Origin of the sequence: Streptomyces sp. CC224B (assembly GCF_030010595.1) — a bacterium.
In the GTDB taxonomy this organism is placed as follows: Bacteria; Actinomycetota; Actinomycetes; order Streptomycetales; family Streptomycetaceae; genus Streptomyces; species Streptomyces longispororuber.
This window is the reverse complement of sequence record NZ_JASCXL010000030.1, coordinates 22,493-48,164: the sequence shown is the minus strand read 5'-3', so window position 1 is coordinate 48,164 and position 25,672 is coordinate 22,493. Positions and strand designations below refer to the sequence as shown.

17 protein-coding genes and 1 pseudogene are annotated in these 25,672 nt (G+C 68.8%); 4 read left to right on the top strand and 14 right to left on the bottom strand.

What is annotated here, in order from left to right; all coding sequences use genetic code 11:
• Nucleotides 1–155 precede the first annotated feature (155 nt).
• The 5 genes from QK440_RS14690 to QK440_RS14670 all read right to left on the bottom strand — a co-directional run bounded on the left by QK440_RS14690 (nt 156) and on the right by QK440_RS14670 (nt 11,064).
• On the bottom strand, nt 156–5,141 hold the full coding sequence (locus QK440_RS14690) for a peptidoglycan DD-metalloendopeptidase family protein (RefSeq protein WP_282793527.1): 4,986 nt from the start codon (nt 5,139–5,141) through the stop codon (nt 156–158).
• A 1,128-nt stretch (nt 5,142–6,269) separates the two neighbouring features.
• Nucleotides 6,270–6,632, bottom strand: a complete 363-nt coding sequence (locus QK440_RS14685; protein ID WP_282793526.1) for a hypothetical protein — start codon at nt 6,630–6,632, stop codon at nt 6,270–6,272.
• Nucleotides 6,633–6,640: 8 nt separating this feature from the next.
• On the bottom strand, nt 6,641–7,582 hold the full coding sequence (locus QK440_RS14680) for a hypothetical protein (RefSeq protein WP_282793525.1): 942 nt from the start codon (nt 7,580–7,582) through the stop codon (nt 6,641–6,643).
• A gap of 1,042 nt (nt 7,583–8,624) precedes the next feature.
• The gene (locus QK440_RS14675) at nt 8,625–9,038 is read right to left on the bottom strand and encodes a hypothetical protein (protein WP_282793524.1); all 414 of its coding nucleotides are present in this window, start codon (nt 9,036–9,038) and stop codon (nt 8,625–8,627) included.
• 439 nt (nt 9,039–9,477) lie between these two features.
• A complete protein-coding gene (locus QK440_RS14670; protein ID WP_282793523.1) occupies nt 9,478–11,064 on the bottom strand; it encodes a recombinase family protein in 1,587 nt (528 codons plus the stop codon).
• Between the two features lie 20 nt (nt 11,065–11,084).
• Here QK440_RS14670 and QK440_RS14665 point away from each other — a divergent pair.
• Nucleotides 11,085–11,462: pseudogene (locus QK440_RS14665) on the top strand (DUF5995 family protein); the annotation flags it as partial.
• Between the two features lie 214 nt (nt 11,463–11,676).
• A complete protein-coding gene (locus tag QK440_RS14660; RefSeq protein WP_282793522.1) occupies nt 11,677–12,606 on the top strand; it encodes an LLM class F420-dependent oxidoreductase in 930 nt (309 codons plus the stop codon).
• Nucleotides 12,607–12,621: 15 nt separating this feature from the next.
• Here the strand turns inward: QK440_RS14660 and QK440_RS14655 are convergent, their stop codons facing one another.
• Nucleotides 12,622–14,346, bottom strand: a complete 1,725-nt coding sequence (locus QK440_RS14655) for an NAD(P)/FAD-dependent oxidoreductase (protein ID WP_282793521.1) — start codon at nt 14,344–14,346, stop codon at nt 12,622–12,624.
• 51 nt (nt 14,347–14,397) lie between these two features.
• Nucleotides 14,398–15,195: a carbon-nitrogen hydrolase family protein gene (locus tag QK440_RS14650; RefSeq protein WP_282793520.1), complete on the bottom strand. Its 798-nt coding sequence runs from the start codon at nt 15,193–15,195 to the stop codon at nt 14,398–14,400.
• A gap of 368 nt (nt 15,196–15,563) precedes the next feature.
• Between QK440_RS14650 and QK440_RS14645 the strand changes: the two genes are divergently transcribed.
• Nucleotides 15,564–16,166, top strand: a complete 603-nt coding sequence (locus tag QK440_RS14645; protein WP_282793519.1) for a Repetin — start codon at nt 15,564–15,566, stop codon at nt 16,164–16,166.
• Nucleotides 16,167–16,273: 107 nt separating this feature from the next.
• Here QK440_RS14645 and QK440_RS14640 read toward each other — a convergent pair whose 3' ends face one another.
• From QK440_RS14640 to rpe, 7 genes are all read right to left on the bottom strand, one after another.
• A complete protein-coding gene (locus tag QK440_RS14640) occupies nt 16,274–16,729 on the bottom strand; it encodes an Lrp/AsnC family transcriptional regulator (protein ID WP_030360443.1) in 456 nt (151 codons plus the stop codon).
• A 39-nt stretch (nt 16,730–16,768) separates the two neighbouring features.
• Entirely contained in the window at nt 16,769–18,262 is a 1,494-nt protein-coding gene (locus QK440_RS14635) for an amino acid permease (protein WP_282793518.1), read from the bottom strand.
• A gap of 385 nt (nt 18,263–18,647) precedes the next feature.
• Nucleotides 18,648–20,090: a GuaB1 family IMP dehydrogenase-related protein gene (locus QK440_RS14630; RefSeq protein ID WP_282793517.1), complete on the bottom strand. Its 1,443-nt coding sequence runs from the start codon at nt 20,088–20,090 to the stop codon at nt 18,648–18,650.
• Nucleotides 20,091–20,268: 178 nt separating this feature from the next.
• Nucleotides 20,269–20,640 carry a barstar family protein gene (locus QK440_RS14625; protein WP_349239292.1) on the bottom strand — a complete coding sequence of 124 codons (372 nt, stop codon included), beginning with the start codon at nt 20,638–20,640 and terminating at the stop codon, nt 20,269–20,271.
• Nucleotides 20,641–20,735: 95 nt separating this feature from the next.
• Nucleotides 20,736–21,140, bottom strand: a complete 405-nt coding sequence (locus tag QK440_RS14620) for a ribonuclease domain-containing protein (RefSeq protein ID WP_282793516.1) — start codon at nt 21,138–21,140, stop codon at nt 20,736–20,738.
• A gap of 46 nt (nt 21,141–21,186) precedes the next feature.
• A complete protein-coding gene (locus QK440_RS14615; RefSeq protein WP_282793557.1) occupies nt 21,187–22,206 on the bottom strand; it encodes a sugar-binding domain-containing protein in 1,020 nt (339 codons plus the stop codon).
• Nucleotides 22,207–22,428: 222 nt separating this feature from the next.
• A complete protein-coding gene (rpe, locus tag QK440_RS14610; RefSeq protein WP_282793515.1) occupies nt 22,429–23,115 on the bottom strand; it encodes a ribulose-phosphate 3-epimerase in 687 nt (228 codons plus the stop codon).
• Nucleotides 23,116–23,247: 132 nt separating this feature from the next.
• Between rpe and QK440_RS14605 the strand changes: the two genes are divergently transcribed.
• Nucleotides 23,248–25,398, top strand: a complete 2,151-nt coding sequence (locus QK440_RS14605) for an MMPL family transporter (RefSeq protein WP_282793514.1) — start codon at nt 23,248–23,250, stop codon at nt 25,396–25,398.
• Nucleotides 25,399–25,672: the final 274 nt, after the last annotated feature.

Here is a 25,672-nt window from a genome sequence, read left to right as displayed (position 1 = left end):
TGCTCCAGCACGGCCCCGCAGTGCAGGCAACCACAGTGGTGCTGCTTCGTGCTCTTCGTCATGTCGAACATGGCTGCTTCCTCTCAAGTCATGGGAGCGTCCTGCGCCGCACAGGGGCAGCGCAGGACGCATGGAGTGTGTGCGTGTGGTGTACGTCAGACGTAGCGGCCACCGTTGATAAGGCGTCCTGTCGCCGCATCACGAACCTGAATACGCTGGTCCACTAGGCCATGAAGTTCACGGCCGTCAAGCGTGGTGGAGTTGTGCACAGTTACTTCCACGTTGGGCACCCCGCTTCTAGCGTTGCGGATAGCATCCCATTGGCCACTTGTGAAGACGGGCTCGGGCCTTCCAGTTCCGTTGGCGACGAGTGACAGGCCCGGCGGCAGGTATCCGCCCTCGTCGTACCAGTGCGGAGAGCGTGACTGCCATTTCGCCCACGCTGCCGCAGGGCTGCCGTAGTCGGGGCGACTTGCGATGTACCCCAATCCCCAGTCAATCTGAGTTCGAGGGTTCGTCCTCCAGTCAGGACCGGCCGCCGCCATCTTCTCTGGGGGTAGCGCCTGGGGAATTCCGAACGCTCCAGATGACGGGTTCCGCGCGTTCCAGCGCCACCCGCTCTCGTTGTGCCACAGCTTTTTGAGTGGACCGAATTGACTTGGCCCCCAGCCGTATCGCGCAAGTGCCGATTTGGCGTACTGCTGTGCCGCGCCCACAGCGGTCGCATTGAAACCCCCGCGAGCACGCAGGTACGGCATGGGGTCAACAGGCTTGCCGTTCTTTCGCGCCTCCAGGTGGAGGTGCGGACCGGAGCTGTTACCCGTCGAGCCGACTCGCCCGATGGTGTCGCCACGCATGACAGCCTTGCCGGCGGACGTCAGAATTCGGGAAAGATGAGCGTAGAAGCTGGTCAGGCCACCACCGTGATTGACCTCGACATGGTGTCCGTATGGCCCTCCGCTGCCGGTCCTGAGCACGCGTCCCATGGCGACGGATTTGACGAATGTACCCGTCGGTGCGGGAAAGTCCAGGCCGGTGTGATACCCGGAGGACCACATCGGGCCAGCCTTACCGAACGGCGTTCCGTACCCGACGTTGACCGGCTTCAGCCACTGGCCTCCGCCGACGTCGATGAACATCGACTGTGCGGCACCGACGATCTTGTCCTTCAGCCCCGAAATCATCTTCTTGGGGATGCCGGCTATCACCTTCGCCATGGGTGAGCCGCCCAAACCGCGTTGAATCCGAGACACGATCGGACGCGTGAGCGCAGTCCATATTTTGCTCGGATTCGTGATGAGGTCAGAGCCGACCTTTGCCCAGTCGGTAATCTTCCGGGCGCCGTCCTTGGCCTTGTCCACCGTCCAGTTATACGGAGCGGTGAGACCTGACCCGAAGCGGCCGAGAATACCGCCGTCCTCCATGAGTTGCGTCCCCGCCGCCCTGTGGAGACTGAGAGCGCGAGACCGGTATTTGGGGTCCGTCGGAATGACGTACTCAGGCCAACGGGGGTTACCCTCTCCGACAATTGCTGTCGGCTTGTTGACCTTCATCGGGCGGGCAGCTCCCCAGCCGGAGCCTACCGTGCCACCAGCCTCAAGGAGCTTCGGATTCTCTGGAAGCAGCTTCGGAGCGACGGGCAGCTTGCCTAGTCCAACGAATTTCGCAACCTTGTCCCAGACCTTCTTAATCCCATTCGTGTATACGGTACGGATCACGAAGTTAACGGGACGGGCGGCTACACCAGCAACGCCGCGCCAAACTTCACCGATAATCTTCTTCGCGGATCTGAAGGCCTCGCCGACGAGGCGGACACCCTCCTTGATCCGGTCGAAAGCCGGGCGCAGTCCCTTCCGCCAGAGGAAGGACGCGGCGGAGGAAATCCCGCTGAACGCGGGTTTAATCGCCTTCTCGTGCAGCCGTCGTCCTGCGGCGCCGATTCCCCGGAAAGCAGGAGCAAGCGTCTTCTCATAGAGCGCTTTGCCAACCCGCCCGACCACCCGGAAAGCCTCGCCAATGCGGGCACCTGTCGGCTTGATCCCATTGTCGTATAGGGCTCCGAGCGCGCGCCGGATTCCGCGGAACGCGGGAGCTAGGGTCTTCTCGTACAGAGCCTTACCGATCCGACCCACACGACGGAGACCACCTCCGATAGCCTCCGCAGCAGGCTTGATGCCGTATTCCCAGAGTGCCCCCGCGGCGTCCGAAATTCCGTCGAAAGCCGGAGACATCCCTTCACGCCACAGCCATTTAGCGGTACCCGCCAGCGCCTCGAAAGCAATAACGATGGGCGCCACGAAGGCCACGACGATTACGGCTACAAGGATCTTCGCGGCCGTCGATATCGCATCAAAAGCGGGCTTAATCGCCTCGCGCCACAGCCACGTCGCGAAGCGCCCCACACTCTTGGCGCCGCTGACGATCCCGTCGAATGCTGGCTTCAACCCGCTTTTCCATGCCGCCTCCGCCGCCTTCCGGATTCCAGCCCAGGCGCCGTCGACGATCCGACGGAATGTCTCTGACTTCTTGTAGGCATATACGAGTCCGGCAGCCAGTAGCCCAATGAGCATGATGACGCGGAAGATGGGGAGCTGTCGCATGACGAATGCAGTGACGCCCAGCGCCAGATTCCACGCCCGGTTGGCGATGATCAAGGCCCACAGAGCCTGTACAGCAATCGGGCATGTCTCGGCGAAGTCGGCAAGCCCCGACGCCATGGCCCCAATGAATTCAAGCACAGGGCCTGACATCGGACTCAGTGCACGCGCTATCTCGTATATCGCTCGTCCGACATCGCCTAGCGTGTCAGCTAGGACGCCGCCCATTTCGTCGGAATAGTCGAGGAAGCGCTCGAATTCCGGCGAACCCTTGAGCGACGTCCCCCATTTCGCGAAGCGGGCAGTGATCGAATCGGACTTGTCCGCGATCGTGTCCATGTGGGGCAGGAAAGCGTTAATGATTCCTGCTATGCCCTTGAAGATGTTACCGAAGGCGCGGCCGAGACCCGTAATTGCAGGATACGCGCTCTTGGCTATGCCTTGTTTGAAGTCCTGCCAGAACGGCGACTTAATTTGCCGGGACGCCGCCCTTTGAAGGTCGGATACCGCACGAGCAGATTCACGGACAAGCGGCGTGAGTCCCGGAAGTGAATTCTTCGCCCCGGTTACCGCCCGCGTGAAAATGGGCAGGACGTCAGGCTCGACGCTCTTCGCCCATTCCTTGTACGCCGACGTAAGGCCCTTTGGCCCCGCGATAGCGTCGAAGAGATCCCGCTGTGCCGGTGAGAGCTTCTGGAGTGCCTTGCGGTAGTCGTCCGTCTTACTCGCGGCCTTTGCGGTGGTGTCGACGCCGGACAGCCGTGCCGACTCGACACCGCGCTCCGCGGCCTCGATGGACTCCGCAGCCTGGACCTGCGCCTCAGCGACACCGCGGACGGCATCCTTGACCTTGCGCTGAGCGTCGGCGACGCTGCGGGCCGCCTGCTCCTGCGCGTCGACGAGGCCCTGGTGAGCATCGGCGACCCGCTGAGCGGCCTCCACCTGCTCCCGAGCTGCCTCGCGCTGAGCGTCCGCGACGGCGCGCGTCTCCTCGCGGACGCGGCGCTGTGCGTCGGCGACGGCATCGGCCGCACGCTTGACGTCGTCGTTCCCGGCGACGCCCTCCTTGCGAGCCTTCTCCGCCTCCTTCTCAAGATCCTTGAGGCTGTCTCCCTGCTCCTTGGCGCCCTGGACGGCTTGGTCGTAGGCGAGGCGGGCGCGGTCGAGCTGTAGCTGAGTGGCCTTGCCCAAGTCGTACTGCTGCTGTGTCTTCTGGAGTTCGAGTTCCGCCTCCTGCACGCGCAGGGTGGCGTCACGCTGTGCGAGCCGGCCGCCGACGAGCCGGTCCTCCAGGTCCGCTAGCTGCTGGGCAGCGGTCGCACGGGCCTGTGTGAGATCGTCCTCCGCCTGACGCGCGGCCCTCTTGGCGTCGGCGAGGGAGCGCTCTGCCTGCTCCACGTTCCGTGCTGCCTGCCGACGCTGCTCCGCGGCCCGCTGAGCGGCCTCCGCGACGGCTCGTTCCGCGTCCGCAACCTGACGAGTGGCCTGGCGGGTGGTGTCCGCGAGTGCGCGTTGAGCGTCCTCCACGGCGCGGTTGGCCTGAGCAATCTGGCGCGACGCGTTCCGGTGAGCGGCTGCTAGCGACTGCTGAGCGGACGCCATCTGAAGAGCACGCTGAGCGGCACGGACCTGGGTAGCAGCTCCGGTCTCTGAAGCGCGAGTCGATTCCTGTTCGGCTGCTGTCTTTGCCTGGAGCGCGGACGCCACACGCTTTACAGCCAGCCCGCCCGCCAGGGCGAGCGAGCCGACGCCGACAGCCGCGACGGTGGCCATGGACGCGATGGCACCGAGACCCGCGGCTGCGACAGGGAAGACGGGGAGCGCTGCTACGCCGCCGAGAGCGACGCCGAGAGCCGTAAGGGACGCCATCGCGGGCGCCGTATTGGCTTTAACGCGGACATTGACGTCGTCGCGATCGAGACCGTTAACAGCGCTCTGCATGGCTGCGATTTCAGCGCGCGCCGCAGCGATATCTGTACGAACCTGTACGTTGGGAGACCGACTCCCCAACCGTGCAAGCTCGGCGTCGAGAGCCTCCATTTCCGCCAACGCACTAGCAGCGTCGACGTCAATACCTACTCGTTTACCGGAAAGGGTTTCAAGCCGAGACCGAACGCGAGCCAAATCAGCATCGAAGCCCGTTGTCGCAAGGCGAACATCCGCCCGCGGGAGGTTGCGGAACGCGGCCTGAAGCCTGCTCCGGAATGCTCTCCCAAACGCCCCGGCGTTGTCATCTCCCTGTCGTGTTGAAGCGGCGCGCGCCGCTCGCCCCCCGTCGTTGATTGCGTTGGGTATCGCAGTCACAATCCGACGCGCTAGAGCGTCACCAATGGCGTCACCGAGAGCATTGCCTATACGGTCACCGGAGCCGGTCAGCGTGGCGCGCATGGCCTGTGCCATACGCTCACCCATCTTCTGACCTGCGTCGACGCCTACGCGGTCCGCAGCGGGGAGGACAGCCTCCTTTAGCTTGCGGTGGAAATTGGGGACGACAGGAACGACGTCAACAGCGGCACCGCCGACTATATCCAGATCAGCAGCCATGGAGACTTCCGAGGATGTTGCAGACGTCAAACGGCTCCGAACGGCCGTCCAACAACCTCCGCAACGCGTCTAGGCATCGCGTTGCTTCGCCAATATCAGGTGTTGGGGCCGCGTTCTCAACGGCCTTGCGCAACCATTCGTAGTCTCGACACCCGTCTCCGCAATACATGGCTGGCAACGCCATGTTACCTATAAGGACGTGTTCCACATGGAATCGGCACCCGTCTCTAGCGCAAGCGTCGTCAGCATTCATTGATATCTCTTTCGGGCATAGAAAAAGCCCCAGAGCGCGTCCGCTCGGGGCTTTCGAAGGTCAAGAGTTCAGCACGAACCGCAGATGCTTCGTCACGCTTTCAGGTATCTGACCTGCGGCTTGTTACGGTAAATAGTTGATCTTGCGCGTCCCGCTTGATCGTTCCGTAGACACGCCCCCTCGCATCCGTGGTGCGGAGGCGGGTCCAGGAGCCGCCAGAGGGCGCCCAAGGGGCCCTTATGGCGTCCGTGTCCACTTCCCCCAGACCCGTACAGACAGAGAGGACCAGCACCTTAACGGTCTTCCGATCGACCCCACCTCGGGTCACTCCCCTGGGGTGGGGCTATCAACTGCGTTGCGCCTGCGGTTCGTTGTACGATTGGGAGTGCCAAGACGCCGTCAGCAGTGCTGACCGATGAGTCCAAGACGTCTGTAGCTAAGGCACCGACCCGACTAGTGAGGGTCAACCCGCGATCGACAGCACGTACAACGTCAGTAGGTCTCACGACCTCAACGGACCGTCACGACGACGGACGCAGTGAGCGCGGGCACTGCGGTAAGGCAGGCTGCCGTCTGCCTCGTTGGGGACGCTGCCTTAGCACCTCCACGAGGACGGCTCTGTTGTCGTGGAGGACTGCTCGTGTGGCCCGTGCTTGATCCCCTTACCGTGCTCGCCTACTGCTTCACGGTGCTGTGCCTGACTGCTGTTGCCCTTGTGTGCGTGGCCCTGCGTGGTTCCGCCCCAGCCGAACGCCCACTCATCTTGCGCAGTCTGGCCCACGTTGTGCGCGCCTGGGCGGACGCGCTCAGGTTCTGGCGTAGGCGTTAGCCCTGCGGATGGGTCGACGCACACTCGTCGAAGATGAGCGTTGACGTCATCGGTTCTCTACGGTGTAGGTCCGCTCATGGAAGGGATTTGTGCGACGCTGCTGCTCGTCTGCACGCGTCTCACGCTGCGGGTGCTTCGTTCGGTAGCGCTCAGCACCACCTGCGACAGTCCCGGCACCGTTACCGATGTCCGGGCCACGGTCCCCGCCGGATCGGTGCACAGGAGCGGGCGGGGACGTCAGGCCGAACTCTGCGGCCAACGTCTGTGCGTCCGCTTCCAACTCCTCCGGTGTCGAGCCCTGGAGGCGTGCGGACTGCTCGACCGACAGGCCGACGGAGAGAGCCGCGCGGACTCGCGCGAGTTCAGCAAGCGCGTTGTCGCGCTCCTGCTCGGGGGTGAGTTCGTTCACGGGTGCTCCTAGAGGTAGTCAGTAGTCGACGGCTCGCGGTCCGGGTAAGCAGCGTTCGCCTTCGTCTTTGCGGGTGTCGGCTGCGAGGCGTCCAGGTGCGGCGTGCGCGAGTGCGCGTAGGTTTGTGCCGGCCGTGGTTCACGGATCGGCACGACGCGCGGGGAGATGTCGATGAGGGGGCCGTGGTCGTCGTAGGCGACGGGCTCCGTCGCTGCCATGACTTCCGCCTCCAGGTCGTCATACGACGTCGGGACGTAGCCCGTGCCACTCTGCGCGACCCACACGAGGAACTCGGCGTCGTAAGTGCCGGAGCGCATTCCGTCGACGATGTGCGCCGGGATGTCGTCGACTCGTACGCCCTTGATCTCCCCGTGGCCCTGCGCGCGCCACATGCGCATTCGCGCCCGCTCGTCCTCCCCGGTCACGGCACGAAGGACGTCCCACTGAGCCGCGCGGACGTTTCGATAGTCCTTCAGTAATGACGTCAAGCGACGCCATGCGTCGAGGGCATCCGCGCCCGCTTCGATGGCCTGCTCCGCGGTCGTGACGCCCCCCAGTGCCTCGCCCGCGGCCTTCGCGGTGTCCAGGATCTCCTCTAGTCGGCCGCCGAGATGCTCCAAGGCGTCAGCGGAGAGGGAGTTTCGCAGGAACTCCGCAGTCATCTTCGTGGACTCCTCCAAGCGCCACAGGGCGATGCTCTCAGCCTCCCAGACGAGAGCCTCAGCGTGCGCCTTCGCCGCATCCCTCGCGAACGTCGACGACCACTTGCCGGTCTCCTGAAAGGTGGCGATAGCCGCGTCCCTAACGGCCGTCAGAGCCTCTGCGGGTGTCTTTCCCGGGGCGAATCCGCGACGGAGCTTCACGGCCGCCTCGTAGCGCTCCTGTGCCTTCGCTACTTCGGGCACTGTCGCCCACGCCTCCCGAAGGAGGGGATTGCTTGTTTCTCGCATGCTGTACGTGTCCTCTCATACGTAAGGCCCGTCACTCAGTAGTGACGGGCCCATGGCAGGGTCTGAGCGGCCATCAGGCCGCGTTCCAGTGCGCTTGAGTCTCCCAGTAAGCCGCGCGCTCTGAACGGCGCTTGCGCGCTCGCTCAAGGATCTCGTCGGCATTGGACGCGTAGCGTCTGCGCTCGGCTGAGTTACTGCATTGACGGCACGTCGCCTTCAACCCGTACCGGGCCATGGCGTCGCGGTGGAAGTGCGCAGCGTCGAAAGGCTTCGTGTCTCCGCATCTGACGCACGTCTGGGAGTGCGGTACAGCCTCGTTCATGTCTTCTCCTTCGGGTTATTCTGACGACCTGTCTCCGGAGGCCAACAAAAAGCGCGCCGCGACTCGGCGGCGCTTTGAAGAGGGTGAATGGGCGGCGGAGCGCAGCGTCACGGAGGCGAGAGGAGGGGGCCATCCGCGCGGCGCTCTACGCCACCCATTCCATCGCGCAAGCCCCGGGCGGAATCACGGAGCGCGCGGCGGGGGGGTACGTTGCACTTCCCCCTACTTATGTAGTGTCGTGAGTGTGACAGTGACACAGAGCGACAGACGTAGATAATGCCTGTTCAGGCCCCTGATAGGTCTCCGGCCTATTGGCATCAAGGTGTGCATCGTTGCATGTTCGTTACCTGATCCCGATGGGGGCCCACAGCCCCGCTGTACGTCGGCTTCCTCCTCCGGCGGCACGGAGAGTTACGAACGGCCGACGCGGACAAACCCGATGCCAAAGTGTCAAACTAACTGCCTTCTCAACTTTCTTCTAATGCGCGTTAGAGAGAAAGCTGAGAAGGCAGTTAGTTTGACACTTTGGCACTAGGTTTGGCGTTCCCGCTGGTCAGCGATGAGCGCGCCCGGAAGCCGATCGGAGTGTGACGGCTCCCAAGGTACCGAAACGGTAACGAACGAGGAGGACGATTCCGCTTCGACGGCGAGAGTCGACGCCCGCCAGGAGCGGGGGCGCGCCTCCGGGTTGCCCCGGTGCGCGCCCATCCACCACCTTGACTACGCAGCGTGCGCTAGCGAGCGATGTACCGCGGACGCCTGAGCGCACCCTCCGCAGACACTAGGCGTCCACGTCCCGCCAATGAGGCGCGGGCGGGCGCTCGGGCGGACAGCGCCACAGTGGGTGCATGCGCGGGTGGGCTCGAACGTCGCATGCAGCTCCTCCGGGGTCATCACGCACATGTCCCGCTCCATCGCTTCCGCGCCGAGCACGGCGGCCGACGTCGAGTCGAGCCAAGAGGGGTCAAGCACCACGCCCGCGTAGTCGTCGACGTTGTGCTCCATGCCGACCGCGACGACTGCGTGAAGGCGAAGCCGATCCGCAGCGTCAAAGGCGAGCGCGGTGAGGTCGCTCAGGGTGTCAGCGGTGCTCGTGTTGCCGATGACGAGGACAACGGGGGTCGCGTGCGTCATGATGGGGACTCCTCTGTGGAGGACGAACGCCCCGTGATGGTCTGCCAGGACTGCGGGGCGTTCGCCGTTTCGGCGTGCTGCTCTTGTGGCCACAAAACTACCCACCTTGTGGCCACAAACGCAAGCCTTGGGCGGCTTGTGTTTGTGGCCACAACCGAGCTACCGTCTGCGCATGGACGTCGAAGAGAACGAGTACGACAAGGCCCGGCGCGTGCGCATGCCTGACGACGAATGGGAGCCGCTTCTCCAGGCTGCGAAGACCATGCACCCCACGGGGCGCAGTCCGCGGGGGCGCGTCATTCGAGAGTTCGTGCAGTGGTATCTACGCCGACCGGGCGCCAAGCTCCCTGAGCGGCCCCCAGCCGGCCCGTGGAGTAACCCGTCGACTGGATGACAAAGAGCCCCTCTCCGGGTCTGGAGAGGGGCTATTCTGCGTCCGCTACAGCGTCGCTTGGTGCCTTGCTTCTTCGATCTCGTCCGACTCAGGGTCAGGGCGATCAATCTCCATCGTCAGCCGCTCCTCAATCGGGCGTCGCCATCCCGTCGGAGGGCCCACCGTGACGCGGACGTTCAGGGAGAGCATGATCTGCCGACGCTCCTCGTCACTCGCCTCATGGAAGGCGTCACCCCACGTCGTATCGAGTTCGATTTCTTGGACCCTCGGTGGCTCTACGGGGACGCTCCGCAGTTGCTCCAGTCGCTCCGCGATACCATTCATCTGCCTCATTACGACGTCAGCAGCGGCACCACGCATCTGGGGGAGGCGGTTTCCTAGCTCTTCTAGGTTCGTCTCCAACTCTGCGATCTCCGCGCGGTGGTCGACGCCCGGCGTGCGCACAATCTGCGTCTGTCGCATGAACCCAAACCGGCGGATGAACTCAGCATGTACCCACGCAACTGTTATCGACCGCGTAACCGTGGGCTTCGGGGCTTCCTTACCATGACGGCTGCTGTTGCAGCGAAAGACACCAGTCCGCGTCCCGTCGCCCTCCGTGCGCGAGCCGGTGTGCATGTTGCCGATGCACCAGTGACAGACCAGGACGCCCAGTAGCTCATGCGCGTCGCGCCGACGCGGGACCTGGAGCGCTTCGACGGCCATCTCCTTCAAAGCCTCGTCCAACTCCCGGGCTGTCTCGTCACTGATGAGCGCCTCTCCCTGAAGTACGGGGCTGCCGTCAGCATTACGTACCGTAGTTCCCTCGCGCGTGACGAGGTGCCCGCGGTTTAGTGCGGACATAAGCATTGAACGAACGGTGGTCGGCATCCACCGGCTTTCCGGGTCCTCTTCGCGTCCTGCGAGTCTGGCCCTGTGATTCGCGGGGGTGACGGCACCCGATTCAATAAGCCAATCAGTGATTGAGTTGAACGATTTCCGCGCGATAGCTCGCGCGATAGCTGCGCGACGGATATCGGCTGTCTCCTTGTGCTCTCCCAACCACCAACCCTCGTTGCCGTCAGGGAAAGTTTTCCGGACGGGCTGGAAGCCGTAAGGCACCGGGCCACCTGCCCACCTGCCGAGAGCTTGGAGACGAGCCGCAGCACCCTGGTTTCGCTCGACGATGGTCTGTCCTTCGAGTTGGGCAGCGAAGGCCAGAATCAGCATGATCAGTTCAGACATTGCTGAACCGAAGTCGAGTTCGAGCATGTCTCCGCCGGGTCCTGAAGCGAAGACGAGCCGCTTACCATACTGCTTGGCGAAACGTCCCAGGTTTGCCATATCGGCCATGGACCGTACAGCGCGGTCCATACGTTGCCAGACGAGTACATCCCACTCTTCCGGTCGCTCTAGCCAGTAGAGAAGTTCTTCCCGCTCCCATGGGGACGTCTTCAGTGCTGATACGTCAATGTCCTTCGCCCACCCGACGAGGACTCCTCCGATGCGGTGGGCGGCGAGAGTGATCATCTCCTCTTGCACTTCGGGGGAGGTTGATGCGTCGTTGTACCGGCTGAGTCGGATAGCACCTACTACCCGGGGGGCGTGGCGGGCAGCCACAGCGATGCCCGCGCGCCGTGCGAGTTGCGACATGGATGGGATGCTACTCCGAACGGTTCGCCCTGGCGGGCATCAACGCGCACATCGGCCACGACCTGGCGCTCGCCGTCGTGGACACCTGCCACAGCGTCGGCTGCGAACCGGCCGACCTGGAGGACGAGTTCGACCGCGTGGGCGACATCCTCGTCGCCTTGGAGGAGCGGGTCCGCGAGGAGCTGATGCCGGGCCCGGACGTGTTCCAGGTCGCTGATCCGCTGACCCATCTGCTCGGTTCCTGGAGCCTGGAGCGGGCCCGCGACGGCGCCTGGTCGGCCGCGCGGACCCTGTGGACGCTGCGCCCGTTCCCGGGCGTCGCCGAGGAGTTGCGCGAGCGGCTGGACGGGGCGGTGGGCGTGGTGGGGCGGATGCTGCTCACCCCGCTGCCGGACTGACCCACGCCGCACCGCCCACGGGATCGCCCCGCACCCCCACCGACTCCCCCGCGCCCCCACCGACCCGCTCCACACCGCCCACCGGCTCACCCCGCACCGCCCGCCCACCGGATCCAGCCACGCCGGTAACGGCAGCCTCCTGAACCTCCGTGCACGCGTTGTACGTTGCACCGCTCGACCGCGACCCGACGCAGCCCGACACTGGAGGACATCCATGGCGACCCGACTGGGGCTCGGCCTTCCGCAGATGAAGTGGACCGACCTGGGGCGCGACGTCCCCGACGTGGCCCGCGCCGCCGAGCGGACCGGCTTCGACAGCCTGTGGGTCTTCGAGCGCGTCCTGTTCCCGGACCTGCCCACGCAGGGCCTCTTCGGCGTCCCGGGGCTGCCCTGGCCGGACAGCTACCGCTCGGTCGCCGACCCGCTGGTCACGCTCACGCTCGCCGCCGCGGCCACCGAGCGGGCCCGGCTCGGCACCAGCGTCCTGGTGGCCCCGCTGCACGTGCCGTTGCAGCTCGCCCGCTCGCTGGCGTCGCTCGACGCGGCCAGCGGCGGCCGGGTGGTGGCGGGGTTCGGCACCGGCTGGTCCCTGGACGAGTACGCGGCGGCCTCGGTGGCCCCCTTCGAGCGGCGCGGCAAGGTGCTCGACGAGCTGATCGACGTGTGCCGCGCGGTGTGGGGCCCGGACCCGGTGGCGTACGAGGGCGAGCTGACCCGGATCGCGTCCGCCGAGGTGGGCCCGAAGCCCGCGCGGCCCATCCCCGTCCTGCTGCCCGCGAGCAGCCCGCGCGCCCTGCGCCGCCTGGTGGACCGCGCGGACGGCTGGATGCCCGTGGCCACGGGCGCCGCCGCGCTCGCCGAGCAGTGGCGCCGGGTGCGGGACGCGGCCGCCGAGCGCGGCCGCGAGCGGCCCCTGCGGACCGTGCTGCGCGTGAACGCCCGCTACACGCCCGAGCCGTACGACGGCGCCGACCGCTCCCCCTTCCAGGGAAGCGTCGACCAGATCGTCGAGGACCTGGCCGCGCACGCCGAGGTGGGTCTGGAGGAGATCCTCGTCGACCTCCAGAGCGGCGTGCGCGACGCGAAGGAGCTCACCGACGTCGCCGCCGAGGTGTACGCGGCGGCGCGTGCGGCGGGCATCTGAGCGGAGCCGGGGGCCTCAGTCCTCCGGCAGCTCGACCGGCGCGATCTCGTCGTAGAGGTCGCCGGGGCCGGGGTTCGTCGGGTCGGTCTCGCCGCCGAAGTGGTGCATGACGCCCCACACGGCGTTCAGCGCGGTCTGCACGGCGCCCTCGGCCCAGCCCGCCGTCCAGGAGATGTCGTCGCCCGCGAGGAAGATGCCGCGCTTGTCCTCGGGGAGGCGGTCCTGCATGAAGTGCGTGAACAGGCGCCGCTGGTAGCGGTAGTGGCCCGGCAGGTTGGCCTTGAACGCGCCCATGAAGTAGGGCTCGTTCTCCCAGGACACGGTCACCGGGTTGCCGATGATGTGCTTCCTGATGTCGACCTTCGGGTAGATCTTGCCGAGCGAGTCGAGCATGACCTCCATGCGCTCGTTCGCCGACAGCGGCAGCCACTTCAGGCTGTCGTCGCACCAGGTGTAGGAGAGGCAGATGACGGCGGGCTTGTCCGGGCCGTCGTCCAGCAGGTAGGTGCCGCGGGTCATGCGGTCGGTGAGCGTCATCGACATGACGTCACGACCGGTCTCCTCGTCCTTGTCCAGCCAGAACGGCCGGTCCACCGGCACGAAGAGCTTGCTCGACTCCATGTAGTGGGTGCGCTCCATCGCCGTCCAGTGGTCGATGGGGAACAGCGAGTCGTCACACTCGATCTTGGAGAGCAGCATCCAGGACTGGGCGGTGAAGATCACGGCCCGGTAGGTGCGGATGTCGCCGTGCGCGTCGGTGACGGTGACGCGGTTGCCCGCGGTGCGGTGCAGCCGGGTCACGGCCGGCTTCGGCGCGCGGTTCTCGTGCAGCGACGCCAGGGAGGTGCCGAGCGGCCAGTGCGTGATCTTCTGCGGCTCGCGCTCCCACAGCCGCAGCGGCAACTGCTGGGAGCCGCCGACGATGCCGCGGTGGTGGTCGTCGGCCTCGGTGTAGACGACGCGCAGGATCTCCAGGATGGAGTTGGGGAAGTCGGTGTCCCAGCCGCCGGTGCCGAAGCCGACCTGGCCGAAGATCTCGCGGTGGCGGAAGGACTTGAAGGCCTCGGACTCGCAGAGGAAGCCGTAGAACGTCTGGTTGTCGAGCTTCTCGACGAGCTTCGCCCAGATCTCGCGGATGCGCGGCACGTCGCGCTCGCGCAGCGCGCGGTTCATGTCGGAGAAGTCCGCGCCCTCCTCCAGGCAGTCGGCCCACGCCTTGGCCACGTCGCGGTAGACCTGCGGCAGGTCGTCGATGGTCTCGGCGTAGTGCGACTCGCCCTTCAGGTCGACGACGGTCGACGGCGTCGCCTCGGCGAGCGGGTTCGGGAACGGCCGGGTCTTCAGGCCCACCAGGTCGATGTAGTGCTGGAGCGCCGTGGAGGACGGCGGGAAGCGCATCGCGCCCATCTCCGCCGTCAAACCCTCGGCCTCGGGGCCGTCGAAGCCGACGGTGCGCAGCCGGCCGCCGATCTGGTCCGCCTCGTAGACGACGGGCTTGAGGCCCATCTTCATCAGCTCGTACGCCGCGATGATGCCGGACAGGCCACCGCCGATGACGGCGACCTCGGCCCCGTGCTCGGTCGCGGGTATCTGGCCGAGGCCGGCCGGGTGCGCGAGGAAGTCGTCGTAGGCGTACGGGAAGTCCGGCCCGAACATGGTGATGGGCGGCAGGGGGTGCCCCTGGACGACGTCCGGGGGAGCGTCGGTGTGCTGGACGGCGGTGGGCACCGTGGACGTCATGGGGTACGGACTCCTTGCGGCAAGGTACGAAAAGCTCGTGCGGGGGAGGTGTCAGATCAGGGACGCGTACAGGCCGGGGCGGCGGTCGCGCAGGTAGGGGTTGGCCTCGCGGGAGGCGGCGAGGAACTCCGGGTCGGCGTCGGCGAACACCAGCTCGTCGCCGCGCCCGGCCCGGGCGCGGGCCACGCCGTCGGGCCCGGCGAGCGTGGACAGGCCGACGAACTCGAACTCGCCCTCCTGCCCGACGCGGTTGACGTACGCGACGTACATCTGGCTCTCGAAGGCGCGCACCGGCACGACGGACTCGGCGACGAACTGGAAGGGGTGCATCTGCGCCGTGGGGACGAGCAGCAGGTCGGTGCCCGCGAGGGCGTGCGCGCGGACGTTCTCCGGGAACTCCACGTCGTAGCAGATCATCAGGCCGACCGTGAGGCCGTCGAGCTCGGCCTGGACGACGGCCTGCTCGCCCGGCGTGAAGTGGTCGCGCTCGAAGCAGCCGAAGAGGTGGGTCTTGCGGTAGTTGGCCAGGCGCGTGCCGTCGGCGCCGATGAGCTGGACGGCGTTGAAGACGTCCTCGCCGTCGCGCTCCGGGTAGGCGTAGGCGACGGCAAGGCCGTGGCGCGCCGCGATCTCGGCGACGGTGTCGGCCGCCTCGCCGTCCGCGGGCTCGGCCAGGCGCGGCACGTCGGCGCCGATCGCGTAGCCCGTCAGGAACATCTCCGGCGTCACCAGGAGCCGCGCCCCGGCCGCGGCGGCGCGGGCGGCGGCCTCGTCCAGGGCCTTGAGGTTGGCGGCGACAGAACCGGGACGCCCCGAGCTCTGGAGCAGGGCGGTGCGCAGCGACGGCATGGCTGACCTCGGGGACGCGGGGAAAAGGGGTGAGTGAGTCGGATAGACCGTACGTTTCGCGGGACTGGCGGGACAAGACACGACCGTTGCGCCCGCCTGCGCGATCCGTTGCGCGTCGGGGCGCTCCGGCGGCGATTCGTTGCGTACGGGCGTACGGGCCGCGTAAGGGAGGCGTACGGACCGCGTACGGACCGCGTACCGCTGGGGTCGCGGGGGTGTCCGCCTCGCGGCGCAGCCGGGTGTCCGGCGCCTCCCCCGCGCGGCGGAAGCGGAGAGCAGCCTCGGGCGCGACGTGCCGGGGCCCCGCTCCGGGAGATCGTGAGGTCACCCGGAACGACCGGGGCCGCCCGACCGACGGAGGTCTTCCCGTGAGCCGTGTCACCTTCACCCGCTCCAGCACCCGCGCCCTCGCCGTGGGCGCCGCGCTCCTGCTCACCGCGGGCACGGCGGCCGTCGCCGTGGCGTCCGGCGAGGACGGTACGCGCCCGGCGCGGGCCGCCGAGGCGAAGCCGCGGGAGGCCGCCGCGCTGACCGGTTCGGCGAAGCTGTTCCGCAGGACGACGGAGGACGTGACGTTCACCTTCGACGCGCATCTGGCGAAGCGCCACAACGCCGACCCGACGAAGGCCACCGGCACCTTCAGGTTCGTGCACCTGGACCGGCCCGGCGGCAAGGGCGGCTGGGCCGAGGGCCGCATCGACTGCCTGCTGACCGGCGGCAAGGTGGCGTCGGCGACGGGCATCATCACCAGGACCAACATCGGGAGGATGAAGGGCAGCCGCGTCGGCTTCAGCGTCCACGACCAGGGCAAGCAGGACCGGCTCGGCTACAGCTGGGCCGCGACCGGCGGCCCCGACGGCACGAAGAAGCTGACGAAGTGCACCAGCGCCGCGCCGTTCGAGAAGGTCAGGCAGGGCACGGGCGACTTCCACGTGACCCCGTGGAAGGTGCCGTACCCCGAGGGCCGCTGAGGAGCCCCCCGAAGGGGCGCGGGGCTGTTTCCATGTGCGGCTCCGCCGCGCGGGCGCGACCAGCCCCAACGCGCCCGCAGTCGCGAAACCCCGGACGAGGCAACCCTCTAGGCGGGGGAACCGGAGGAGAAACGGCGCATCAGCGGCGAGAGAACCAGCACCGACTTGGTCCGCTCGACGAACGGCTCCCCCGCGATCCGCTCCAGCACCCGCTCGAAGTGCCGCATGTCCGCGGCGAAGACCTGCACGATCGCGTCCGCCTCCCCGGTCACGGTGGAGGCGGACGCGATCTCGGGGTACCGCTCCAGACCCCGCTGGATCGCCTCCGGCGAGGTGTTGCGCCGGCAGTAGATCTCGATGAACCCCTCGGTCTCCCAGCCGAGCGCGGCCGGGTCGACGCGGACGGTGAAGCCGGTGATGGCTCCGGTGGCCCGCAGCCTGTCCACGCGCCGTTTCACGGCGGGCGCGGACAGGCCGACGAGCTGGCCGATGTCGGCGTAGGAGCGGCGGGCGTCCTCGGCGAGGGCGTGCACGATGCGTTCGTCGAGATCGTTCAGTCGCACAGGGGGTCGTTCACTTTTCTGCGTGGCGCTGCACGCGGGTCACTTCGCTGTGGAGACCTCCCCGGCGGCGGACTCGGTCTCCAGACGGGAGCGGCGCATCCCGTACAGGAAGTAGAACACGAGCCCGACGGCCATCCAGACACCGAAGACCGCCCAGGTGACCGCGTCGAGGTTGTACATGTTGTAGGCGCAGAAGCCGAAGCCGAGCACCGGGAAGAGCCAGCCGAGCGGCACCCGGAAGGTGCGGGGCATGTCCGGGCGGGTGCGGCGCAGCACGATCACGGCGATGTTGACCAGGCCGAAGGCGAAGAGCGTGCCGATGCTGGTGGCGTCGACGAGCTTGCCGAGCGGGACGACCGAGGCGAGGGCGCCGCAGAACAGCGACACCAGGACGGTGTTCACGCGGGGCGTGCCGGTCTTGCCGCTGACCCGGGCGAACGCCTTGGGCACGAGGCCGTCGCGGGACATCGCGAAGAGCACGCGGGTCTGGCCGTAGAGCACGGTCAGGACGACGCTGGCGATGGAGATGACGGCGCCGGCGGCGAGCAGCGTGCCCCAGACGGTCTGGCCCGTGACGTCGTTCATGATCGCGGTCAGCGACGCCTCGGAGCCCTCGAAGTCCTTCCAGTTCCAGGCGCCGACGGCGACCGCGGCGACCAGGACGTACAGCGCGGTCACGATGATCAGCGAGAGCATGATCGCGCGCGGCAGGTCGCGCTGCGGGTTCTTGGCCTCCTCACCGGCGGTGGAGGCGGCGTCGAAGCCGATGTACGAGAAGAACAGGCTGGCCCCGGCCGCGCTGACCCCGGCGACGCCGAGCGGCATGAAGTCGGAGTAGTTGCCGGACTTGAAGCCCGTGAAGCCGACGGCGCAGAACAGGATCAGGGCCGCGATCTTCACGATGACCATGATCGTGTTGGCGCGGGCGGACTCCTTGGCACCGCCCAGCAGGAAGACCATGGCGAGCAGCACCACGATCAGGCCGGGCAGGTTGATGAAGGTCCCGTCGGCCTCGCCGGGCGCCGCGGAGAGGGCGTCCGGGATGGTGACCCCGATGGTGCCGTCGAGCAGCTCGTTCAGGTACTCGCCCCAGCCGACGGCGACGGCCGCGACGGACACGCCGTACTCCAGGACCAGGCACCAGCCGCAGACCCAGGCGACGAGTTCGCCCATCGTTGCGTATGCGTACGAGTAGGAGGAGCCCGCGACCGGGATGGAGCCGGCCAGTTCGGCGTAGGAGAGGGCCGAGAAGAGGGCGGTGAGACCGGCGATCACGAAGGAGATCGTGACGGCCGGGCCGGCCTTCGGGACGCTCTCGCCGAGCACCACGAAGATGCCGGTGCCGAGCGTCGCACCAATGCTGATCATGGTGAGCTGCCACATGCCGAGGGTGCGGCGCAGCGTGCCGCCCTCGCCCTGACCACCCTCGGCGATCAGGCGGTCCACCGGCTTGCGCCGCGTCATTCGGCTGCCGAGCCCACCGACGCCCTGGGGGCGTGGGCGGGTCTGCGGGGGTGCGCCCTGGTCGAGCACTGGGCTGGCTCCTTAATCGCTGCCGGTCGGTGGGCAGGGACCCCACGGCAGCCCGCGCGAACACGGGAACCCACCGAGCAGGCAGTCCCCGCCACGCCACGTACAGCGCCCGACTCTAAGGGGTTGCGCTTCCCAGCCGAAATGCAGCAACGTTGCGCATCAGCACAAGATCGTTGCGTGACTGCCGCCCGGACGGGGCTTTGTTGCGCCGACCCTTTCGTCCGTTGCGCGACGCCCGATTTCGTCCGTTGCGTGACGCCCGTTCCACTCCGGTGCGCGCACGGACTCGCAGCTCGTGTTTCCTCGTCTGCCCAGGGGCTCCGGGAACATGCCGACGGCCCCCCGCGAGCGTGCTCGCGGGGGGCCGTCGGGGCGGCGGGAGGGGTCAGCTCCAGCTTGCGTGCAGCGGCTTGCCCTCGGCGTATCCGGCGGCGCTCTGGATGCCGACGGTGGCCTTCTCGGCGAACTCCTCCAGGGAGGCGGCGCCGGCGTAGGTGCAGGACGAGCGGACGCCCGCGATGATCGAGTCGATCAGGTCCTCGACGCCCGGCCGCGCCGGGTCGAGGAACATGCGGGAGTGCGAGATGCCCTCCTCGAACAGCGCCTTGCGGGCGCGGTCGTAGGCGGACTCCTCGGCCGTGCGGTTGCGCACCGCGCGGGCCGAGGCCATGCCGAAGGACTCCTTGTACAGGCGGCCGTTCGCGTCCTGCTGGAGGTCGCCCGGGGACTCGTACGTGCCCGCGAACCAGGAGCCGATCATGACGTTCGACGCGCCCGCGGCGAGCGCCATGGCCACGTCGCGCGGGTGCCGCACGCCGCCGTCGGCCCAGACGTGCTTGCCGTACTTCCTGGCCTCGGCGGCGCACTCCAGGACCGCGGAGAACTGCGGGCGGCCCACGCCGGTCATCATGCGGGTGGTGCACATGGCGCCCGGTCCGACGCCGACCTTGATGATGTCGGCACCGGCCTCGATCAGGTCGCGCACGCCCTCGGCGGCGACGATGTTGCCCGCCACGATCGGGACCGCCGGGTCCAGGGCGCGCACGGCCTTGACCGCGGTGATCATCGACTCCTGGTGGCCGTGCGCGGTGTCCACGACGAGCGTGTCCACGCCGGCGTCGAGGAGCTGCTTGGCCTTGCCCGCCACGTCGCCGTTGATGCCCACGGCGGCGGCGACGCGGAGCTTGCCGTTCGCGTCCACGGCGGGCTTGTAGAGGGTCGCGCGCAGGGCGCCGGTGCGGGTCAGGATGCCCGCGAGGCGGCCGTCCTTGTCGACGGCGGGCGCGTAGCGGCGGTTGGCGCCGTCCAGCTTGTTGAAGGCGTCGCGCGGGTCAATGTCCGCGTCGAGCAGCAGGAGGTCCTTCGACATGACCTCGGAGAGCTGCGTGAAGCGGTCCACGCCGTTCAGGTCGGTGTCGGTGACCACGCCGACCGGCCGCTGGTCGCCGTCCACCACGACGCCCGCGTTGTGCGCGCGCTTGGGCAGCAGCGACAGGGCGTCGGCGACGGTCTGCGTGGGGGCGAGGACGATGGGGGTGTCGAGGACGTGGTGGCGCGTCTTCACCCAGGAGATGACCTCGGTGACGACCTCGATCGGGATGTCCTGCGGAATGACGACGAGGCCGCCGCGGCGGGCGACGGTCTCGGCCATGCGGCGGCCCGCGATCGCCGTCATGTTGGCCACGACCAGCGGGATCGTGGTGCCGGTGCCGTCGGGCGAGGCGAGGTCGACGCCCTGGCGGGAGCCGACGGCCGAGCGCCGCGGGACCATGAAGACGTCGTCGTACGTCAGGTCGTACGCAGGCTGGATGTCATTGAGGAAACGCACGTGCTGCTCATCCCAGTCGATCAGAGGTGGCCCCCGAACCGGACGGCCGGGGGAAAAGCACGTACTTCATTGTCCCATGCCGGACGTGCTGCGCCGCCTGGGACGATCCCCCAGGCACCCCCGGAACGCCCTGGTCGGATCCTCCAAGGGCCGCGCCTGCCCGGCGGCGGCACCGGCCCTAGGCGCCCAGGGCGAGCACGACCTCCAGGGGCGCGTCCGCGGCGCGCCAGTGGTCCACCGCCGCGGCGAAGACGTCCTGGGCGGTCTCCCACTCCCCCGGCGCCTCGCGGGCGTACTCCTGCCAGCCGGTGACCACCACGAGGCGGCCGGGCGCCGTCGGGGCCCAGGACGGGTCCGTCAGACAGTCCGCCAGCGCGTCCCAGTTGCGCCCGAACCACCGCGGCAGCGTGAACGCGGTGGCGCACCGGTCCATGAACGCGCCCTTGTCCCGTACGCCGCCCAGGTCCAGGGCGACCGTGGTCCACCCGGTGCCCCGCACGGCCCCGGCCACCCCCGCGAGCGGCCCGTCCGGCCCGCCGGCCCCCGTCACGCTCCCGCCTCCGTCACCGTCGCCGTCACGCCCGCGCCTCCGTCACGCTCGCGCCTCCCCGTCACCGTCACGCCTTCCTCACCTTCCCGCTGCCGTCATCTGAGCACCGCCGTGAACGACGCGTAGTGGTCGTCCGTGTAGTAGGTCTCGCCCGCGCGGCCGGTGACCAGGCGCCGGGCGCCGCGGTCGCGCTCGCCGAGGGTGCGGACGGTGTACTCGCGGTAGTAGCCGCGGGGCTTGCGCGGCAGCTCGCCCTCGAAGTTGCCGAAGACGGTGCCGTCCTTGGGGTACGGGTACGGCCCGCCCTCGTCGATGAGGCGCAGGGTGCGGCGGGCCTCGGCGGGCAGCCGGCCGGCCGTGACGGTCGGCATGCCCTGCGCCCAGGCGGGCGTCGAGGCCGTGGGCCCGGCCTGCTCGCGCTCCGTGCCGCAGCCCGCGGTGAGCACCGCGAGACAGACCAGCAGCGCGCCGAGCACCCGCCCGGCCGACCGAACGATCATGGGCCCGATGCTGCCACAGCCTGGACGCACCGGCCCGGCGGGCGGCTCAGCTCCCGTCCGGGTCCGCGCGGTCGAGCGCGGGGCGCGGCGCGGGTCCGGCCTCAAGGAGGCGGTCGGCGGCCGCCGTGTCCGTGACCAGGCTGGTCACGAGCCCGGAGCGCAGCACCGCGTCGATGGCCGCCGCCTTGCGCTGGCCCCCGGCGATCGCGACGACCTCCGGGATGCGGCGCAGCCGGTCCGCCTCGACCGTGATGCAGCGCTCGCCGAGGTCGCGGCCGACCCGGCGGCCCTCGGCGTCGAAGAGGTGCGCGGACATCTCGGCGGCGACGCCGAGGGAGGCGTAGTGCGCGCGCTCCTCGTCCGTGAGCATGTCGTGCACGGTGGAGATGCCGGGCTCCCAGGAGCCGATGGACACCGCGGCGACGGTCACCTTGTCGAAGTACTCGAAGGCGCGGGCGATGCCGGTTTGGTGGCGCAGCGCGGCGGCCGTCGCCGCGTCGGGCAGGAGCATCGGCGCGTAGATGGGGTGGGCGTCGCCCCCGGAGACCTGCGCGGCGCGGCGCACGGCCTCGACCGAGCCGCGCTCGGCGGTCCCCGCGTCGTACACACCGGTGAGCTGCACGACCGTGCACGGCGGCAGCGATTCGAGGGCCGCCGCCATGGTGATGGTGGAGCGGCCCCAGGCGAGGCCGAGCACGTCGCCTTCGGTCACCAGTTCGCCGAGGAGTCCCGCCGCGACCTCGCCGAGGTTCTCCGGATCGGGGGAGTCGCCGGGGTCGTCGGCGGAGGTCGGGGACTCCACGACGACGGCGTGCCGCAGGCCGTAGCGGGCGCGCAGCGCGTCCGAGCGCTCGGCGTCCAGCTCCGCGGGCACGCGGATCTCGATCCGTACAAGGTCACGTTCGAGCGCCGTCTCCAGGACCCGGGCCACCTTGAAGCGGCTGACGCCGAACTCCTCGGCGATCTGGATCTTGGACTTGCCCTCGAGATAGAAGCGGCGGGCCATGGCCGCCGCCTGCACCAGCTCCGCGGGTCCCATCCGCATGGCTGACCGACCCGCCGACATGGCCGACACGGCGCTCTCCTCACTGCTCACGACTGCTCACTGCTGATCACGACATTCGTACACCTGGATGCGTTGTTCATCCTCGCAGATCCCGCGTACGTGATCAGCCCTGATGGACTGCGTTCACGTTCCCGTGGCCAAGCCGTCGGCCGGGCGGGCCCCCGGCCGTCCGGCGGGCGGGGGTCCGGCCGTGGGCGGAGGGGGTCCGTCCGCCGGCGCGGGTCAGTGGCCGCAGGCCCACCCGGCGTCCGCCGTCGCCGCCTCGGCCCGCTCGCGCAGGGCGCGGACCGCCCGGCCCGGGTCCTCGGCGCCGTAGACCGCGGACCCGGCGACGAAGACGTCGGCGCCGGCCTCGGCGCACCGCTCGATGGTGTCGGCGGAGACGCCGCCGTCGACCTGGAGCCACAGGTCGAGGCCGTGCTTGCCGATGAGCGCACGGGTGCGGCGGATCTTGGGGAGCATGATGTCGAGGAAGGCCTGCCCGCCGAAGCCGGGCTCGACCGTCATGATCAGCAGCATGTCCAGCTCGGGCAGCAGGTCCTCGTACGGCTCGATCGGCGTCGCGGGCTTGAGCGCCATGGAGGCGCGCGCCCCCTTCGCGCGGATCTCGCGCGCGAGCCGTACGGGCGCCGCGGCCGCCTCCGCGTGGAAGGTGACCGAGCCCGCGCCCGCCTCGACGTACTGCGGGGCCCAGCGATCGGGGTCCTCAATCATCAGATGGCAGTCCAGCGGCGTCTCCGTCGCCCGTGCCAGGGACTCTACGACCGGGACCCCGAGGGTGAGGTTCGGTACGAAGTGGTTGTCCATCACGTCGACGTGGAGCCAGTCCGCCCCGTCGACGGCCTTCGCCTCGTCGGCGAGGCGGGCGAAGTCTGCGGACAGGATGCTCGGGTTGATCTGCGCGGCCATGCCCCAAGCCTGCCATGCCCCGCGCCGCCCGCCCGCCCCGGTCCCACCGAGGCCCGCGCACGGCCTCCCGCACCCGTGCGCACCGTGCCATGCTGGCCGTCCACCTCAGGCGCGCGGGCGACGGGGGAACCGATGCCGGAAACGCCGGAACCGCCGACGGCGAGGCGCGGGCGGCCACGGCCGGCGCGCGCGGGAGCGGCGTGGCTGGTCTGCGGGCCGCGCGCCAAGTGGCTGGTCCTCGTGTTCTGGCTGGTCGTCCTCGTCGTCGCGGCGCCGTTCGCGCAGAAGCTCACCGACGAGCAGGACAACACCACCTCGTCCTGGGTGCCGCGCTCCGCGGAGTCCACCCAGGTCCTCGACCTCTCCGAGGAGTTCCGGCCCGAGTCCATGCCGATGGTCGTCGTGTACGCGCGCGAGGACGGCCCTCTGACGGCCGCGGACCGCGAGCGCGTCCAGGAGGGCGTCGCCGGGGTCAAGCAGCTGCGGTCCCACTCGATCCGCGGCGACGAGACGCGCGGGCCGGCGTTCGACAAGAAGGGCGACGGCGCCCGGGCGGCCCAGGTGTACGTGCCGCTCACCATGGCCGACGACACCTACAACGACCTGCCGAAAGCAGTCGACGCCGTCCGCGACCGCGTGGGCGGGAGCGCGGACGGCCTGGACGTCTACATCACCGGCCCGGCCGGCGTGAACGCCGACCTCGCGGAGGTCTTCGGCGACCTCGACTCCACGCTGCTGCTCGCCGCGGGCGCCGTCGTCGTGGTCGCCCTGCTCATCACGTACCGCAGCCCCGTCCTGCTCCTGGTGCCCCTCATTTCCGCGTTCGTCTCCCTCTACGCCGCCCAGGCGCTGATCTACCTGCTCGCCGCGCACGCGGGCCTGACGGTCAACGGCCAGAGCGCGGGCATCCTGACCGTGCTCGTCTTCGGCGCGGGCACGGACTACGCCCTGCTCCTGGTGGCCCGCTACCGCGAGGAGCTGCGCCGCCACGAGGACCGGCACGAGGCCATGGCGCTCGCCCTGCACCGGGCGGGGCCTGCCGTGATCGCCTCCAGCGCGACCGTGGTCCTGAGCATGCTGGTGCTGCTGGCGGCCGAGATGAACTCCACGCGCGGCCTCGGCCCGGTCGCCGCCATCGGCGTGGCCGTGGCGCTGCTCGCGATGCTGTCGCTGTTCCCCGCCCTGCTGGTGGTCTGCGGCCGCTGGCTGTTCTGGCCGAAGATCCCGCACCACGGTTCCGCCGACCCCGCGGAGAAGGGCTTCTGGGCCCGCACGGGCCGCCTCGTCGCGCGCCGCCCCCGGATGACCTGGGTCCTCACCTCCGTGGTGCTCGCGGCGCTCTCCCTCGGCCTGCTCCAGCTCCGCGCGGCCGGGGTCAGCAACGACGAGGCCTTCCTCGACAAGCCGGACTCCGTCACCGGCCAGGAGGTGCAGGCGACGTACTTCCCGGCGGGCTCCGGCGACCCGCTTGTCGTGGTCGCCGACCGGGAGCGGGCCCGGGAGGTCGCCCGCGTCGTCGCGGGCACCGAGGGCGTGGACCCGGCCGGCGTCGCCGTACCGCCCGGGACGAAGCCCGAGCACGACGGGAAGGTCCTGTACGAGGCGGTCCTCACCGACCCGTCCGACAGCGACGAGGCCAAGGACACCGTCGAGCGCGTCCGGGACGCCGTGCACGCGATCCCGGACGCGGACGCGAAGGTCGGCGGCGGCACCGCGACGCTGCTCGACATGGACAAGGCCACCGTTCACGACGACAAGCTGGTGATCCCGCTCGTGCTCGTGGTGGTGCTGCTCATCCTCACGGTGCTGCTGCGGGCGGTCGTGGCACCGCTGCTGCTCATCGCCACGGTCATCCTGTCGTTCTCCGCGGCCCTGGGCATCAGCGCGCTCGTCTTCCGCCACGTCTTCGACTTCCCCGGCGAGACCACGGACTTCCCGCTGTTCGTCTTCGTGTTCCTCGTCGCGCTGGGCATCGACTACAACATCTTCCTCGCCACGCGCATCCGCGAGGAGGCAGGCCTCCAGGGCACCCGCCCCGGCGTGGTGACCGCCCTGGCCGCCACGGGCGCGGTCATCACCTCGGCGGGCCTGGTCCTGGCGGGCACCTTCGCCGTCCTCGGCACCATCCCCATGGTCGCCTTCGTGGAAATAGGCTTCGCGGTCGCCCTGGGCGTCCTCCTGGACACCTTCGTCGTCCGCTCGATCCTGGTCACAAGCCTGTTCCTGGACGCAGGAGACAAGGTCTGGTGGCCCCGCAAGCCACCCACCCGCGCGCCGGGGTAACCCCCACCGGACACGCGAGGACGACCACGCGCACCGGCACAGCATCCAGCCCGTCCGGCGCTTGAGGACGAGCGCGCAGCGCGACACCCCACCCACTCAGCGCCGGACGACAACACACAGCACACCGGCACACTCCCAGCCCGTCCGGCACTTGAGGACAAGCGCGCAGCACAACCATCCAGCCCGTCCGGCACTTGAGGACAAGCGCGCAGCGCGACCATCCAGCCCGTCCGGCGCTTGAGGACAAGCGCGCAGCGCAACTATCCAGCCCGTC

Bases quoted from the DNA above. Each gene is read 5' to 3' on its own strand.
- QK440_RS14690 (WP_282793527.1), bottom strand. From the start codon at position 5,141: ATGGCTGCTGATCTGGATATAGTCGGCGGTGCCGCTGTTGACGTCGTT.
- QK440_RS14680 (WP_282793525.1), bottom strand. From the start codon at position 7,582: ATGCGAGAAACAAGCAATCCCCTCCTTCGGGAGGCGTGGGCGACAGTG.
- QK440_RS14675 (WP_282793524.1), bottom strand. From the start codon at position 9,038: ATGACGCACGCGACCCCCGTTGTCCTCGTCATCGGCAACACGAGCACC.
- QK440_RS14670 (WP_282793523.1), bottom strand. From the start codon at position 11,064: ATGTCGCAACTCGCACGGCGCGCGGGCATCGCTGTGGCTGCCCGCCAC.
- QK440_RS14660 (WP_282793522.1), top strand. From the start codon at position 11,677: ATGGCGACCCGACTGGGGCTCGGCCTTCCGCAGATGAAGTGGACCGAC.
- QK440_RS14655 (WP_282793521.1), bottom strand. From the start codon at position 14,346: ATGACGTCCACGGTGCCCACCGCCGTCCAGCACACCGACGCTCCCCCG.
- QK440_RS14650 (WP_282793520.1), bottom strand. From the start codon at position 15,195: ATGCCGTCGCTGCGCACCGCCCTGCTCCAGAGCTCGGGGCGTCCCGGT.
- QK440_RS14620 (WP_282793516.1), bottom strand. From the start codon at position 21,140: ATGATCGTTCGGTCGGCCGGGCGGGTGCTCGGCGCGCTGCTGGTCTGT.
- QK440_RS14615 (WP_282793557.1), bottom strand. From the start codon at position 22,206: ATGTCGGCGGGTCGGTCAGCCATGCGGATGGGACCCGCGGAGCTGGTG.
- rpe (WP_282793515.1), bottom strand. From the start codon at position 23,115: ATGGCCGCGCAGATCAACCCGAGCATCCTGTCCGCAGACTTCGCCCGC.
- QK440_RS14605 (WP_282793514.1), top strand. From the start codon at position 23,248: ATGCCGGAAACGCCGGAACCGCCGACGGCGAGGCGCGGGCGGCCACGG.